Genomic DNA, 16,632 nt, shown 5'->3' with positions numbered 1-16,632 from the left:
ATTTATTTAGGATAAACCATAGCGTATTCCACACCATTAAAATTTTCAAATTCATTGGCAATCGTGAATTCCTGATCATAAATGGACACAAGTTGACAATATACTGTAACCCGTTCCTCAAAACCGACGTCCTTGTTAAAGTTGTAGTTTACGATAAAGTTGAACAGATTATCGCCTGTGGCCAAAAAATGATTTCGTACCTCCTCCAGATTGATCATGACTTCTTGCTCCACATTATTTTCAAGAAAATCGGTTGCAATAGTTTCTGCTAGCTCGGGAACGATGTGTGTTCTGGATTTATAATTTTTAGCAACTTTCTTAATGGATGCAAAAGCCCTTTCTTCATTGAGAATAAAATCCAATGAAAGGTTAAGAGGTTCGCCCAATCTTCGTTCAAAAATTAAGGAATTGCTTTTCGCTAAGTGCTGTTTGATATCCGTTTCTGCTGCAATGGTAAAATGATCCTTTAGATATTTTAATTTACGAAGCTTCTCCAAAAACAAGCCTTGGTGCTTAATCTGATTCAGATAATCAATGATCTGTTTTTCAATTTCGATCAAGTTATGGGAACATTCATTCAGCTGAAGCTTCAACTCTGTAATGATCCGTTTCAATTCCTCATCTTGGGAGGTTTTAAAAAAGACGGGCTGGTTTTCATTAATAAGATCAAGTGCTTGACCACTCAGCTTTTTTACCATCACTCTTTTCTCATCAAGATGTTTTAATTTGAGTTGCTTATTTTTAAAATTCGGCTCATTTTTAAAGGTATTGTCAACTTTACGTCTCAGGTCAATAACGCTACGGATCGTTACAACGCCTATTTTGCGAAAAGTTCTTTTTATCTCTCGTAGATAGGCATGCCTTCTATGCTCGCTATTTTCATTTAAAAAGTAAACAATGTTTTCCTGAATGGATTTGATGTTTTCATCAATGGAGGCCAAATTAATTTCCTCATTCACTTCAAGGACTTGCTCAAAAAACTCCAAAAATAGACCATCGATTTCCAACAGTCCCCCGTTTTCCCGCAACACCGACTTGTTGACTAGATAATCTATGCGCGCTTCATCATAATCGACCAGTTCCAGAGCATAAGAAAGTTTAAACTCCAACGACTTTCGCTTTCCAAACATTTCATAAAAAAGTCTGTCTTCTCTTTTCAGAGCAGTGAGCAATTCCTTGATATCATTGAAAGATTGAATGTCCATGGCGCTAAATTTAAGAATATTATGGGAGAATCAAAATATGAATTTGAGCAGATTTACTAGCTCTTTCCAGAACAAAAGTTTATCTCTGCTAGAAAGGACAATGCTCCTTAATATGCTTTAAAAAATTGGAAGACTTACTTCAACTAAAACCATCTTTACCTTTAACGTCAACCAAGTTTGTCCATATATGCCTTTATGAATTTAGACGAATGGCGTCTTTCTTCATCTATGGATGGTTTAATTTGCTCGTCCTATCCCGTAAAAGAGAAAAATCAAGGAAAGTTACCGTTTTAAACAGATAGAAAAAACTTGAACTACTTCGGGCAACCTTTTATAACTAGAGGTTTTTAACGTTTTGTTCAACTATGCAATTCTTTTGTTTTTATTAGAAAAGCTTATGAAAAATGTGCATTTAGACTTGCTTCTAAATTATAAGACCAACGTTTTAAGTGCTTTACGACACAAGTCTATATTTTATGTTCTACCAACAGAGTGGTCTTGGTTCTTTTGCCAGTCAATAGTTATTTCTAATAATTAAACACGAAGCTATTCATCTCCGTATTGGTCATAAGTGTTGAAAACTTGTTTTGGAGTCATTAAACAACAATCGGACGTGATTTTAATTAGTGTTACTTTTTTGGGGTAGTCTCACTTTAATCAATCACGCGTTGAACGGCATCGATAAAAGCCTGTCTTCGTTGTGTGAGTTCTTTAGAACCCGCTTTAGGCCAAGCTGCAATTTGAGCAATAACTAGATTTTTAGCTGGATCCACATATAGCATCTGACCAAAAATTCCAACTGCCGCGTAGCTACCATTATTATTCCGCCACCACAAATACCCATACCCCCCGCCTTCATCGTTGACTTCATATAGGAGGGATTTAGCATTATCTATATATTCCTCAGAAAAGATGCTCTCATCTCCGAGTTTACCTTCCTTTAACATCAGCGTTCCCAAGCGAGCATAATCTCTTAAACTAGCTGAAAGCCCACTGCCTCCAATGTTTAAGTTGCTACACTCATCGGCCAGCCAATAGGCACAATGTTCCATTCCCCAAGGTTTCCAGATCTTTTCAGAGAGATATTCCGCTAAACTTTTTCCAGTAGCTTTTTGAATTAAAATACCGATCAAATCCGTTTCACCTGTGCTGTAATTCCAATGGGTTCCAGGGGCATGGGCAAACTTTAAAGATTTCATATAAGTCAAAATATGAGCCTCTGTGCCTTGACAAGGAGCTTGATACATCTGTGCTACATCTGAGTTTGCATCTTCATAATCTTCGTTCCAAGCAATGCCTGAGGTCATGGTTAATAATTGACGCACAGTTACTTTCCCGTAATCTTGACCTTTAAACTCGGGGATATAATTTTCTAGAGCATCATCTAAACTGCCAATAGCACCCTCTTTTAGAGCGACGCCCAACAACATAGAGGAAACTGATTTTGCAACGGAGAAAGAGGTCCAAAGAGTTGATTCATCTACACCATTTGCATACGCCTCCAGCCTTATTTTATTGTCTTGAAGCACAATTATGCCTTGAATATGATTGTCCTCCATATAGGACGCCACAGTAGTTTTATCTTGCCACTTAGGAGTAAGATTTTGCTCTACTTGAAAAGCAGCACTTCGAATACCTTTAGAAACCTGAATACTTGGAAAAATTTCGTGCATGATAGGGAAGCGTCGATCTTTTTCCTCTTGCGTCCAAAAGAGCAGACTTTCAAGTTTTTGCCCCATGGTTTCCCCAGGAATAATTGCTATTTCATTCTGAGCCTCTCTTAGATCAAGACTTTGACATTCTTGTGCGGATAGTATTAGGGTACCTAAAGTTAACAGAAGAAAAAACAGAAGGTGATTTTTATGGATCATAATCTTATTGATTTTGTATAAAAAAAATCAAAAATATGGTTTATAAACCAAAGTGTAGAAACAGAATTTACTTTCCGATGCAATAATTTTGTCCCATTGCTAGGATTATATTTTAAAAACCTACATTTCTAAAATTTTCTTTTACTCTGTTTTACTTTACTTTTTTCTTCCTTAATGTCAAAATAGGCCTTAATTACTTTTGCCAACTCCTAAGTTTTATCATCAGGATATTCAAATTGGAATTGTTCTCTTACCGCAATTAAAATATCATAAAAAGCCTTTTCTTCGTAATCAATTCCCAAGCCTTCAAAAGATTCCATTTCTTGACGCAGTGCAAAAATTAAATGCAACATTTGATCTCATGTTGAACACTTTGTTCACTTTTTTAGTATGTTCATTATTCATGAACAGTCATTTATTGTGAACAAGCATGGCACATAATCCACAATTGAAGAACCATTTTATTTTTAAAGACTATACTATAAATTCGGTATAAATCATAGTTGAATAAATGCTTTCCCTTTCTCTGTTAAATAACACTTCTATTTATGTCTGGTAGGTTTATCGGGAATCGTAAGTGATACTAGCCCCATCTCAATCGACGGATTTAAATAGTTTATTCTGAAATTTCCCCTATCTGTTAACCCTAATTTTTCTTGTAATTCACTTCTATTATGAATTCCAGTAAATACTTTTAGAAATTCTTCAACTTGGGGGAGACTTGAGGGGTATCTTGAACTGATGGCCTTGTAATCCTTAAAAAATTATATGAAAACTGAAAGCAATCTTTAGGATACGCTTGAAGAATTCTAGGAATTTCAGATCCTAATTGCTCCACCAAATCCAAGTCCTTAAAAATGCGCATGAGTTCTTTGTTTCTAGGCATAGAAAAACCTTTATAATATCTTTAATATAAAGCGATTAGCCTAAACCATTAAATCGGCAACTCATTCAAAACATTCTTCTGAGTACGCCAATTAGGCAAATAACGATCCATCATAATGATGAAATTCTTGTTGTGATTCCGCTCTATCAAATGCACCATTTCATGAACGACAATGTATTCGATACATTCTATGGGTTTTTTAGCCAGCTCTATATTAAACCAAAGCTTTCTACTTTCAGTGGTACAACTTCCCCACTTGGTTTTCATAATTCGGATGCCAAATTCAGGTAAGGGAAGATTTATAACCGCGGCATAATTTTGGATAAGAATAGCGATTTGCGACCTTAATTCTTTCCGATACCAGTCGTATAGCACTTTCCTTTTAGCATCCACTGAAGCCTCTGGTTTGGCATACAATTCAATGTGACTGTGTTTTAAAATTATTTTATTGGCAGTAGATTCTTTAAATTCTAATAAATAACGTTTTCCTAAAAAGTAATGGCTTTCTCGCGTGATGAACAACTTCTCACCTTCTCTTTCTTGATGAATGATCTTTTTCTGTTCCCGTTTTATCCACGCCAATTTGGTAATCAAATACACCCGAATTTTCTCCAAATCAAAAAACTCTGGAGAGGACACTGTTACCTTTCCATACGGTGGATGCACGCTTAAATGTAGGTTTTTAATAGGCTTGAACTTCACTTCCACTTCAACATTGCCTATGGTTAAATGCGTAGTTTGCATTTTAATAATCTTCTTTATGTTGTTCAATAATTTGATAAATTTGTTCTACCAAATCTTCATCTTCAATAACTCGTTTGATGGCGTTTTTTACTTTGCGCTGTTTCATTAAATTATCTCTAAATCCTTCCTGTTTGGCGTATTGCACCTCATAATCACAAGCCAATGCTAATGCCTCGTCTTCCAGAGTGTGGTACAATGCAACTTTACCTTTGGTATTAATTGATTTAGGAATATCATCCTTCTGTCCTCTATTTACTGAACGCACTAATTCGGCCATTCGGATTAAATATTCCTGATAGCTAATTGCTGCTCGTTTTCGTGATTCTATTAGTTCTGTTAATAAAACAGACATTTCATCAAAATATTTTGGATCGAGTAAATGATCTTCTACAATTTTACTTCTCACATTGTTTTCAATCACTTCGGCTACAGCTTCCTTATTTCCTTTAACTGAGTCCGGTAAGGCATCAATCGCTTCATCCATATCCGTTTCCATCAAATCCAATAAAGAAATATCTTCAAAAGGAGAGATGACTTCAGATTCATCTGCTCGGATGTACGTATCCAACAAGAAGCGCATATCGGCTTCATAAACTTTTAAATCAATAGTTTCATTGCTGGCAATACGAATGACTTCACGGACATTTAAATAGAAATCCAGTCGATCCTTGAAGTGTTTAATTTGTTTATTATTATAGCCTGCTAGCTCAAAATCTGTGGTCATATTTGCATACGCACGAATGTATTCAACAATCGTCTTATACAAAGCCATTCGCTTATATTCACGAGATTTTAGATCTTCTGGAATCTCTGTATTTCCACAGAAATATTTGATGAAATCTAAATCTGACTTTGGTAAAGGCACATTTTCGCACAAAGCTTCTAAGGTCTCCAAAGCGACTTCCAATCGATCAGCCGCTACTTTCAATCGGTCTTTTAGCTGAATGGAAACTTCATCGTTCGAAAAACCTTCGCTATCCAATTCGGAAGTATAAACATCAATAGCATCGGTCACTTGGCCAAACAACTCCATATAATCGATGATATATCCATAATCTTTATCATCTGTATCCAAACGGTTCACACGGCAAATGGCTTGAAACAACGTATGATCTTGCATCTTTTTATCGATATAGATATAACTACAAGGCGGCGCATCAAATCCGGTTAATAATTTAGAAACCACAATCAACAACTTCATTCGTGCTGGTTGCTTTCTGAACAACTCTTTTACATCTGACTCGTAGGTTTCTGTCTTGGATTTATTTCCTTTCGGACTTACATTTTTTAATAATTTCGTATAGATTTTATAAATAAACTCTTTATCGGTGTCTGTTGTCGCTCCTGTATCTTCTAAAGAAATATCACTTGCATTTGGATTATATGAAGTCACAATTGCGCATTTCCCTTTAAATTCCGTTTGTAGAAAAAGATTGTAATATTTTGCCGCTTCGTAAATACTTCCTGCTACCAAAATTGCATTCCCATTTTGACTAGCTAAACGTGTTTTGGTACTAAAGTCAACGACAATATCAGCGACAATTTTTTCCATGCGCCCTTTGGAACTCAATACATTTTGCATCGTGCCCCACTTCTTCTTCAGCTCATTGCGTTGGAAATCATTCAGTCCTTTTGTTTTCGCATCAAACCATTGATCTACTTTTGACTGCGAAGTGAGATTCTGCTCAATTTTGCGGCCTTCATACATCAAGTCTTTTACAACACCATCGGCTACAGCCTCATTAAATTTATAAGTGTGAATGTAACGACCAAACACATCCATCGTTGTTTTTTTATCGACTTTCAAAAGTGGAGTTCCTGTATAACCAATAAAAACAGCCGTATGTAATATGGCTTTCATCGCCTGATTTAACTTTCCACTTTGGGTACGGTGACATTCATCAATAAAAACGAAAATCTCCCCTTGGGTTTGTATCGGATTGTCTTTTAACTCCTTAATAAACGCCTCAAAATCGGTTTCATTTTTATTGCCAAACTTATGGATTAAAGAACAAATTAATCGTGGTTTAGAAGCTTGCAAATAATGCATCAACTCTTTACCAGATTTTGTTTTTGCTATATCTGTTTCGCCAACATCATTAAATACACGCTCAATTTGATCATCCAATTCCGTACGATCCGTTAGAATGACAATTCGCGAATTTGGAATGTTTTCCAATATCCATTTCCCGAGCATGACCATCATTAAGGATTTTCCTGAGCCTTGAGTATGCCAAATAATCCCACCCTCTCTTCGCTTCACAAAATCTTGAGCAGCTTTCAAACCGAAATACTGATGCGGACGTGGCAATTTCTTTACACCTGCATCGTAGATAATACCGTTGTATAATATGTCAATGACTCGTGATCGCTCACATAACTTCTTCAGGTATTTATCTAATTTGTAATCTTCATTATCTAGTTCATCTTCCTTCCAAGCCAAATAATATTTCTCTGGAGTTTCTATTGTCCCATAACGTAAACCTTGGGTATTATTCCCCGCCAAAATCATTTGAATGGTAGTGAAAAACCCTTGTGAGAACACTTCCTGCTGATTCGAGATATTCTGACGAACACTTTCTGCAATATCAACTGTGCCTCGCTTGAGTTCTAAAACTCCAAAAGCAATGCCGTTAATGTACAGCACAATATCAGGACGTCGATTATGTTGTTTGTTATTTAAGGTCACTTCCTCTGCAATCCCAAATTCATTATTATCCCAATTTTTCCAATCTATTGGGAAAATGGTTTCAAATTGCTCTCCCAATTCCGGACGTGCTTTTACACCATAACGCAACAAATTGTACATCTTTTGGTTGCGGTCATATAAATTTCCGGCATTGGAGGTAGCCAATTGTGTGACTTCAGAAATCGCTTTCTCAACCAACGTATTTGTATAACCTTGCTTTTGCAAAAATCTTCTGAGGTATGTTGCTTCGACATTACTGTTGTTCGGGCGATCTTCCCAATTGCCATAATAAGAATATCCTAATTGTTCTTTGAACAATTGGACGATGCGCTTTTGGGTAATACGTTCTATTGGGTTGATCATTTGGCATAATTATAATTAGATGCAAGGCGTGCCCTGTATCTAAAATTTATCTTAAAAAAATTTATCGTTTTTCCAATTGTCAATATTGGATTCTATATAATTATTGATGCGTTGATATTCGGCATCATTACGAATTATGTGGTCGTGAAATCTCGTTTGCCATCCAAATTCAAACCCCAAACGGTTGGCGTGTTTTGTTACGGCAGATTTGTACGACCCAACAATCGATGAAATAGTGTTTTTTCCCTGATTTTGAAAACGGTTTTGGGCAATGGATTTATTTGGAATTTCGTTTAACGTTTGTGGTGGTGGTTGTGGTGGTGGTGGTGATTGTAGGGACAGGGCATGCCCTGTCCCTACAACGTCGCGCCCTGTCCCTACAACGGAATCCGTCGTCAATATCAATATCCCATGAATATGATTGGGCATCACCACAAATGCACCCAATTCCACATTTTTGGCATGGTTTTTTATTTCGTGCCAGAAAATATCGGCCAAAACACCGCAATTGGACAAAATCATTTTATTCGATTTTTCAGAAATGATCTCCCCAAAATAATGATCCCTATTTCCGGTGCAAATGGTAATAAAATACGCCCCGGCCCATCCGTAATGCCACCAGGTGGCACGGGCAGATTCGCTGCGGTATTTATTTTGATATTTGGCCATTTAACCCAAATCTAATGATTATTTATCATAACTATCACGTTCAAATACAACATTTAATAGATCAACGAACTCTATCTGCACATTCTTCCTTGCAACACCAATCCCAACCGTTCCAACCAACAATATCTATAGTTATACTTTTATTTATTCAACCAAATATTTATTAAAATCAAACCCTGACCGATCCTTTAAATCTTCATTTACAAAAAAGCGAATAACATCGTCATTTTTTTCTGAAAAATTATTTACAACAAGTGTATTTCCCTTAATTAAACCAACATTAAACTTCTTTGTGATTTGATTATAAAATATAAACGCAAAATCTTTTTCAAACTTTTGCTTATTAATATCAAAATTCCATAGACCATTTGATTCAGAAATTCTTGAAAAGGCAATCTGAGATTTATTGATACCATATTTCCCACTTACCTCATCTTTCACTGTATTTAAAAGAGATTTCTGAATTGTTTTATTTAATAATTCAAAATCCTTCTTTTCAAGAATAGTAAGCTCTTCTTCAGTATACGAACGATCCCCATCTTCTGTTTCAAATTCATCTAATATTATAGGATATTCTGAATCAATTTGTTCTTTCTTATCATATTCCATATGGTGCTCTTTACACATCGGTAATATAACATCCTCAATTGGAGTATGTGCCTTGATAAATTCAGCTTTGAATATATTTAAATCGACTAAAAACAGATCATCATCTTTTTGAAATGATTTCAAAATCTCTCCTATGATTACTGGTCTTTCCTTCCCTTTAATATGTGCTGCTTCTAAGGGTTTTCGTTTATTGCAACCTTCATGTCGACAAGTTGTTTTTTGCTTATGTTTTCTTGATAAATTGCATACAATATTTCTTGCTACAGGACCTACGAAATCGTTAAATTCCTTTAAACTCCCTTCAAATGTTGCCATAATTTAATGTTTTTAAATTTTAGTTAATTACTTATAAAAAAGACTCTATCCGTATAGAGCCCTTTTATATTCTTATTTTTTAAATGTATATATCCAATTTTTTATTGAAAGTAAGACGATTTAGAATAATTAAACATGTTATTATCTTAAAGAAACCTTCTATCTATTGACATACACTGTTGCTATTTTATTAAAATTTCTATCCCTCCAAATATAAATCCCAACACGCCAAAACATGTCCATTTCAAATTCATTTAAACCAACCGCACCCGCCCCGTCAACAATTCCTGCATCATGCCTTGTTTGATTTGGCGGGCTTTGTTGAGTTTTTGCTCTAAGGCTTCGATTTCTAAATCCATATCCGATAAGATGGTGGCGATGCGGGTTTGCTCGGTAAGAGATTTTGGAATATTAATTTCAAATTGATTAACCTGACTTGAATTCACGCTATCAAATGTTGAACCTGTAGAAAACTGACCCCATAAATTTTCTGAATAAATTAAATAGTGATATAGATAATCGTTTTGATATCTGATTGCACAGACACCTCTTCCTAAACAAGAATCAAAAGTTCCTAATGCTATCTCTCCAACTGGTGCTCTGACAGACATAATTATATCTCCTACTCTTCCTCTTTTCGTGATTTGAGAAGTATAATTTCTAACAATTGTTTTTCTATTTTCGATATCAGCATTTCCTTGCACTAACGGAAGTCCAATTCCATTTTTGTTATAATAAATAGACAATGGAGATTGTCCCATAACTATTTCTGAGATCTCACCTAACTCTTTCACTTCCCAATCCTCCCTAGGCATCAACAATTCCTGCATCGCACCTTGTTTGATGAGGCGTTTTTTCGCTAAAAGCTGTTCGATGCTATCAATCCACGCATCGCAATCACTTAATGCCGCTGCAATGGCTTCTTGCTCGGCAAGGGGTGGAAGGGGAACTAAAAAAGGAGAAAGTAACTCAATGTTCAAATTCTTTTGAGCACCTGATGTTGCTAGACTATCTAATCTTTCTCTACTAAAACTTAAATAATAATTAAGAAAATTGTTGTTGATGCAGTCAAAGCCATCTATAGAAACCAAGCTGTCAGGACAAGCCATATTAATTTGTAAAATTCCAGTATAACCAATATTTGCGGCTATAGTCATCAAAATAGTACCCTTCTTAAATAATGTACTAACCGCTAAACCTTTTTCATTTAACGTTTGTGAATAGTCAACAATTTTTCCATTAGAATTTGTAACGTCACCAGTCTGAACAAAGGGAATGTTGCCACCATAATAGATCGGATTATTTCTTGGACGTGGGGTAAACTTTCCCCGTTTCAATGAGGCAATTTCGTCTAGTTTCTTCACCTCCCAATCCTCCGGAATCAAACCAATCTCCGTTTCCTGCATCTTATTTTCCTTTACCATACCAATCCCATTTTTTGAAGATGAGACGATACTTTTTCTGAGGCTTTAGCAAGTTCAGCTTCCAATTCCGGTAAAGTCGTCGCATAGCGTTCTGCCAAGGCATGAATGTGCTGGGTCAAGCCTTGTGAGATTTTATCTTGTTCTTGGTGTAAAGTGGATAATAAATGGGCTTCCCATTTGTGGTTCAATACCAAGTCTTTGATATCGGCTTCGCTCAGTTTTGCGTATTGGGCAATGACTTCTTTTTCTAACTTCGCTTGTAATGCTTTTATCGTTGCATTCGATTTCTTGATGTCATCGGTGGCATCCATATAGTTCTTCAAAATTTCCATTTCGCTTAGTGATTCCTTATTGCCATATGAAGCGCTAGGCTCGGCAGCCATCGCTAGTTCTTCCTTCTGTTTTAGCTTGTATAACTTACCAACTTCGGTGGCATTTACTTTATCTAAATCGGCAAATAATCCCTCGTCACCACTTTGCTCTTCTTCAATTTCTATCAAAAGAGATTGACTACTTTCGGTTGTTTGCTGCGCTTCTTCTATCTTATTTAAAATAGATTTGAAATACACTTCGCTAATTAATTCAGGTGAGATCATCCGGCCTACTATACCAGCCAATCCTGCAACTTCCTTATCTTTTCCGGGTTTGCCGTCTTTTCCTTTCTTTCCTTTGATCACGGTTCGCTGCCATTCGTTTCCAGCTTTCCAACCGTCTAAAGAAATGGAGTACACATCGTCTTGCATCACTTCTTGCCAATAACTCATCAGGTACTGGTACAAATCATAAGCTTCTACCAAACTATTGTTTTCAAAAGCTTGCAACAGACTTTCGCTCATTTCGGCAATGAGTTCTTTGCCGTTCACATGTTCTGCCATGTGTTCCCAAACCTGCATTTGTTTCCCCAACCATGAATGATAAGTGACGTCTAAAATGGCATTAAATTCTTTAAATTCATGATGTTTAAAAATGGTGTTTTTGATGGCACCCAATTCTACATTCAACTGCATATAGCCCTCACGCAAAGGAGAGAATAAATCATTTTTAAGATTTGGATAGACATTCCAATAGGTTTGCATCGCTTCCAAATCACGCACAGGAATCCCACCTTGCAAATGCGCCAATAAGTCTTGGACATCTTCGGCTTCTTGGGTATCGATATACCGAGGAATATTTAAGTTATAGTCGTTTTTGGCATCTGCAATTTCACTCATCGGTACCATGCGGCTGTACTTAGATACTTCTTGCATATCGGTAAACACATCCGTAATCTTTCGTAAATCTTGTTCACGCAAACGGTTTTTATTGCCATCTTTTAAAAAGCCTTTGCTGGCATCTATCATAAAGATGCCTTTGCGATGTTCGGCATTTTCTTTGTCCAACACAATAATACAGGCAGGAATACCCGTACCATAAAACAAGTTGGCTGGCAACCCAATTATCCCTTTGATGTACCCTTTCTTTAAGACGTTTTTACGTATTTCGCCTTCTGCATTTCCACGAAACAAAACACCATGTGGTAATACCACGGCTGCTTTTCCTGTTTTCTTCATGGATTGTAGAATATGCAGTAAGAAGGCATAATCGCCATTTTTCTCAGGCGGCACACCCAATTCAAAACGGTTGTACTCATCACTTTCTATATTCACACCATTGCTCCAACTCTTCAATGAAAACGGCGGATTGGCAACTACATAATCAAAACGCTTCAGACTGCCATCCTGTTCTTTGTAAGCAGGACGTGTCAAAGTATTATCCGCTACTATTTCTGCTGTTTCTGCACCATGCAAAATCATGTTCATGTGTGCTAAGTTGGCGGTGGTAGTTTCTTTTTCTTGTCCGTAGAGGGTAATAGACTTTCCGGCTTCGTTGGCTACTTTCAACAACAACGATCCTGAACCGCATGTTGGGTCATAAGCTGTAGTTTGCGTTGTGGCATTGTTAAACGTAATGCCGATGACTTTGGCCAAAATGCGAGAAACTTCAGCCGGAGTATAAAATTGTCCTTTTGATTTTCCAGATTCTGTAGCAAAATGACGCATTAAATATTCGTAGGCATCACCTAAAATATCATCGCCTTCAGCTGAGTTTTTAGAGAAATCTAAAGCGTCATCATTAAAAATACGTACCAAGTTTGAGACGGTATCTACCAAATCTTTTCCTTTTCCTAATTTGTTTTCATCATTAAAATCAGGAAAATCATTCAGTCCATTGGCTTCTTTGATCGGATTTAGAATTTCTTTGTTGATTTTATCTCCAATCTCGGTATTTCCAATCAAGTTGACCATATCATCAAAAGAAGCACCTTCTGGAATTTCGATGGCGAAGTCTTGGTCTTGTTTTGCTTTATCTGAAATGTACTTCACAAATAACATCGTGAGTACGTAATCTTTGTATTGAGAGGCGTCCATGCCGCCACGTAATTCATCACAACTTGCCCAAAGTGAGCGGTATAATTCTGTTTTCTTTATTGCCATAAATGTGTTTTGTAACCTATAACGGTATCTAATCTTTACTTTTAAATTGCATCACTATACTCCCCTCATCTCTTATCTACTAATTCTCAGACCTATACGACATCAATACAACTTGAAATTTGGCAAAAAATGAAACAAGAAGCCAAGGAAGAAGTATATTGTTCCTCCTTGATTTCATGATGTTGTTGCCAATATCGGAATTAATTATAAGAATTCGAACATAAGGTTGAAAGGCAATTAAAAAATGGTACTTCGGAGCCTTCCCAAGTGAGTTACATATTTTTCACGCTTCACTTAAACTTCAATCCCCATTAATTATTCATGTATAATAACCTACCACACCTCACACAAATCAAACCCCTTATAGTCCAATAACAGCTTTTGCCAGTTAAAAGGCGTTTTAATTATAGAAACCTCTTTACCTCCAACAGTTTCCAAATTTAAATCTTCTACATGCTGCTTTAACGCCAATCCATTTTCTGTATAGTAGCTGTATTCCTTAATCAGACCTTGAAGAGATTCCTGTATCCCCGGATCTAACCGATCTGGATACTCCAGATAACGGATGCCGTGAATTAAGAATTTCTCTACAGATTTTTGCGACAGATTTTCGATAACCACATATATTTCAATCCCTTTGTCAAAGTCAGGAGAGGATTTAAATTTGGCCGCATTCCCAAGTTCTATGGCATTACCAGAATCGAGGTAAGTTTGTAAATCGATTCGTGCTTGCGCATCGGTGCTTTGCTCCTTCCCTAACCCATCGTATAACACATCCAAAATGCTGAAATAATGTTTAAAAGCATTCGCTCTAGCCAAAATCGAATTGGTGTTTTTAAATCTCGTTTTCGTTTCTGCTATATCCGTATAAGTTGGTACTCCAATTGAAATTTCATCATGAATATTCGGAACTTCTCTGCGCCAATATTTGGATTCTACTAGATAATAAATGTTAGTATTCATAGTATTGATTTTTGTTATCTTCATTTTCGCTATATATTTAAATTCTATTACAACCACTCCATAATATTTTCCAATAGAATAATATTCTGATTTAAATAGGTTTTGTCGCTATGCTCAAAATCTAGCTGTTTGCAATTTATGCTCATGGTTTCAAAAACATTGGCTATAAAAACATCTAATTCTTCAATATAATAGTCGAATTGTGGATTTTTTGACATCTCTATTAATTGCACAAAACGAAACGCAGTTTGCAAAAAATGATATCCTTCATTTAGACCAAGTTCTTCCAATTGATAAGAGGTGCCCTTACTTATGGTGTTGGCCGTCGTCGCATTCACAATGATGCCATTATTCACCATTACCTCAAACATTTTTTGATCATTTAATCCCGTTTGGAATGTGAGCAATTGAGAAGGATTTCTAGTTTTAATTTCAGATATATTCTTACTATCTGAAATTTCTGCAAGCACATGCCTCAAAATGGAAATCAGGATTAAAGAGTTTCCTCCGTCCACAACTTCTAAATTCTTATCATCGCACCTTTTTACGATTAAAGTTTCTAAAGCATAATTCAATATCAAATGGTCTTCTGTGGATTCGACTTTTTTAAGTGCAAACACTGTTAAAAGCTGTTTCCAAAAAGTGTCAATTTGAGGTTCATTATAAGTATAAACATCATGATAGATCGGTATGGAGTAGCTTGTGCCGCTATTAAATAATGCTTGTAATCGCACTTGTTTTGATTCAGATAAATAATGGGAAGTACGCTTTCTACTTTTATAATTTGAATTGCGAACAGCTATATAATGATGAAGAAACATCCTGTATTTTAACAACCCAATCCGCAATCCTTCCAACTCTATAATAGTTACGTTTAAGTCGTTTTGAAATGCTAATTGCTCCATTTTATCTAGTACCTCCAAAATTATTTCTTCAATGCCACCATAATTATTACAACTAATTTCATTTTCTAAGGCATCCCATATACATCTACTACCATAACCAAACAAATTGATTTTATAAAGTTTACTTATTTGAGAACTGTAAAAATGAGGCGTCAAACTTAGGGTCTCGATTTGTAACTGTAACCACTTGGTAAATTCTTTTTGGAGTAAGTAATCATTTTTCATAATAGTATTTAAAATTTAGTTTTTCCTAATGTTATACAAATAAAGGAACTGACTTCGCCAAATGATGTCGTACTAAAAAAACAGCTTTAAAATTAATGTGAACAGCTTGTTTTATTCTTCTGTTCTTCTATTTTTGAAATAAATATCAACTATGGCCAATTATAAAGTTCTCAAGCGATTAAATTGTATTGCACAGCTGATTAAGTCCTATCCAGACATCACTAAGAAAAACCTCTTAGAACGTTTGGGCAATGATTATGATGTAGATGTTTCCGAACGTACATTTGAACGTGATAAGAGTATTTTGGAGTCGGACTTTGGTATTTCAATCCAGTATAACTATACTACACTTGGCTATAGTGTCCAAGAGAACGAAGAGGCCTTGAATCAGTTTTTCAAGTTTGCCAAATTTGCCGCAATGGCGGAGGTGTACGAAAGCGGCATTAAAGATTATAAATCATTTCAAAAATGGATACTTCCTGAAGATAGTTCTGGATTTGATGGCGTACAACATTTCGAGAAATTGATTCATGCGATTTCTATAAATCATAAGCTCACATTCCTAAAGGAAAATTATTACGGGGGAACAAAAAAGGAATACACCGTTTCTCCATTATGCCTTAAGGAATATGCAAATCGCTGGTATTTAATTGCAGTGGCTGATGGAGAAAATGACATCCGAAATTTTGGTATTGATAGACTATCTGATCTTAAAATAGAAAACAAGAATGCACTAATACTCGAAAATTTCCAAGAGCAGTTAAAGCAATATGACGACGTGGTAGGCTTAAATTATACCGAAACCACACTAGAAAATATTGAGCTGAGAGCACACAACAACCAGATCAAATACTTGCGCAGTTTACCTATTCATAAATCTCAAATCTGTATCGATGGCTCCAACGACTGGGGAACAGTTACTTATAAACTGAAACCTAATTACGAATTTGAAATGCAAATTTTGAAACTGGGTAATATGGTGGAGGTCGTAAAACCAGAATGGTTTAGAGATAAAGTAAAAAAACATGTTAGTGAAATGTATGGACTGTATAACTAATACGGATTGTGATTTTCTGAAACAATCTATGACCATTCTGTTCTTTAGTCTGAATTAGCAGTCATCAATCATCAATCAAAAATCAAAAATCAACAATCACACATCGTAAATCCAAAATCGTATATCGTAAATTTTCATTGTCAAAAATAGTCATCAACTTTTGTAATTAGCAGTCATCAATCAAAAATCAACAATCACACATCGTAAATCCAAAATCGTATATCGTAAATTTT

Annotated in this window: 14 protein-coding genes; 1 reads left to right on the top strand and 13 read right to left on the bottom strand. The window is 35.8% G+C overall.

From position 1 onward, the window contains the following. Nucleotides 1-2: 2 nt before the first annotated feature. The 13 genes from ACOH2D_RS10770 to ACOH2D_RS10710 form a co-directional block, all read right to left on the bottom strand. On the bottom strand, nt 3-1,205 hold the full coding sequence (locus ACOH2D_RS10770; RefSeq protein ID WP_449535223.1) for a hypothetical protein: 1,203 nt from the start codon (nt 1,203-1,205) through the stop codon (nt 3-5). Nucleotides 1,206-1,858: 653 nt separating this feature from the next. Beyond that, on the bottom strand, nt 1,859-2,878 hold the full coding sequence (locus tag ACOH2D_RS10765) for a serine hydrolase domain-containing protein (protein WP_449535222.1): 1,020 nt from the start codon (nt 2,876-2,878) through the stop codon (nt 1,859-1,861). Between the two features lie 407 nt (nt 2,879-3,285). Beyond that, on the bottom strand, nt 3,286-3,429 hold the full coding sequence (locus ACOH2D_RS10760) for a hypothetical protein (RefSeq protein WP_348035057.1): 144 nt from the start codon (nt 3,427-3,429) through the stop codon (nt 3,286-3,288). Nucleotides 3,430-3,618: 189 nt separating this feature from the next. Continuing rightward, nucleotides 3,619-3,756 carry a Fic family protein gene (locus ACOH2D_RS10755; RefSeq protein ID WP_449535256.1) on the bottom strand — a complete coding sequence of 46 codons (138 nt, stop codon included), beginning with the start codon at nt 3,754-3,756 and terminating at the stop codon, nt 3,619-3,621. Between the two features lie 14 nt (nt 3,757-3,770). Beyond that, nucleotides 3,771-3,962, bottom strand: coding sequence for a hypothetical protein (locus ACOH2D_RS10750; protein WP_348035058.1), 192 nt, complete (start codon nt 3,960-3,962; stop codon nt 3,771-3,773). A 48-nt stretch (nt 3,963-4,010) separates the two neighbouring features. Continuing rightward, nucleotides 4,011-4,706: a M48 family metallopeptidase gene (locus ACOH2D_RS10745; RefSeq protein ID WP_449535221.1), complete on the bottom strand. Its 696-nt coding sequence runs from the start codon at nt 4,704-4,706 to the stop codon at nt 4,011-4,013. Nucleotide 4,707: 1 nt separating this feature from the next. Then, nucleotides 4,708-7,758: a type I restriction endonuclease subunit R gene (locus tag ACOH2D_RS10740; RefSeq protein ID WP_449535220.1), complete on the bottom strand. Its 3,051-nt coding sequence runs from the start codon at nt 7,756-7,758 to the stop codon at nt 4,708-4,710. A gap of 51 nt (nt 7,759-7,809) precedes the next feature. Beyond that, nucleotides 7,810-8,427, bottom strand: coding sequence for a transposase (locus tag ACOH2D_RS10735; protein WP_449535219.1), 618 nt, complete (start codon nt 8,425-8,427; stop codon nt 7,810-7,812). Nucleotides 8,428-8,571: 144 nt separating this feature from the next. Then, nucleotides 8,572-9,351, bottom strand: coding sequence for a hypothetical protein (locus tag ACOH2D_RS10730; RefSeq protein WP_449535218.1), 780 nt, complete (start codon nt 9,349-9,351; stop codon nt 8,572-8,574). A 254-nt stretch (nt 9,352-9,605) separates the two neighbouring features. After that, complete coding sequence (locus ACOH2D_RS10725; RefSeq protein ID WP_449535217.1) at nt 9,606-10,775, bottom strand: restriction endonuclease subunit S; 1,170 nt, start codon at nt 10,773-10,775, stop codon at nt 9,606-9,608. Then, nucleotides 10,769-13,249: a type I restriction-modification system subunit M gene (locus ACOH2D_RS10720; RefSeq protein WP_449535216.1), complete on the bottom strand. Its 2,481-nt coding sequence runs from the start codon at nt 13,247-13,249 to the stop codon at nt 10,769-10,771. The genes ACOH2D_RS10725 and ACOH2D_RS10720 overlap by 7 nt, the downstream gene beginning before the upstream one ends. 333 nt (nt 13,250-13,582) lie before the next feature. Next, entirely contained in the window at nt 13,583-14,212 is a 630-nt protein-coding gene (locus ACOH2D_RS10715; RefSeq protein WP_449535215.1) for a hypothetical protein, read from the bottom strand. Between the two features lie 47 nt (nt 14,213-14,259). Continuing rightward, nucleotides 14,260-15,342, bottom strand: a complete 1,083-nt coding sequence (locus ACOH2D_RS10710) for a hypothetical protein (protein WP_449535214.1) — start codon at nt 15,340-15,342, stop codon at nt 14,260-14,262. A gap of 151 nt (nt 15,343-15,493) precedes the next feature. Between ACOH2D_RS10710 and ACOH2D_RS10705 the strand changes: the two genes are divergently transcribed. Continuing rightward, the gene (locus ACOH2D_RS10705) at nt 15,494-16,399 is read left to right on the top strand and encodes a helix-turn-helix transcriptional regulator (protein WP_449535213.1); all 906 of its coding nucleotides are present in this window, start codon (nt 15,494-15,496) and stop codon (nt 16,397-16,399) included. Nucleotides 16,400-16,632: the final 233 nt, after the last annotated feature.

Source organism: Gelidibacter sp. (assembly GCF_053579655.1).
This window is presented reverse-complemented; position numbering and strand designations above follow the sequence as displayed.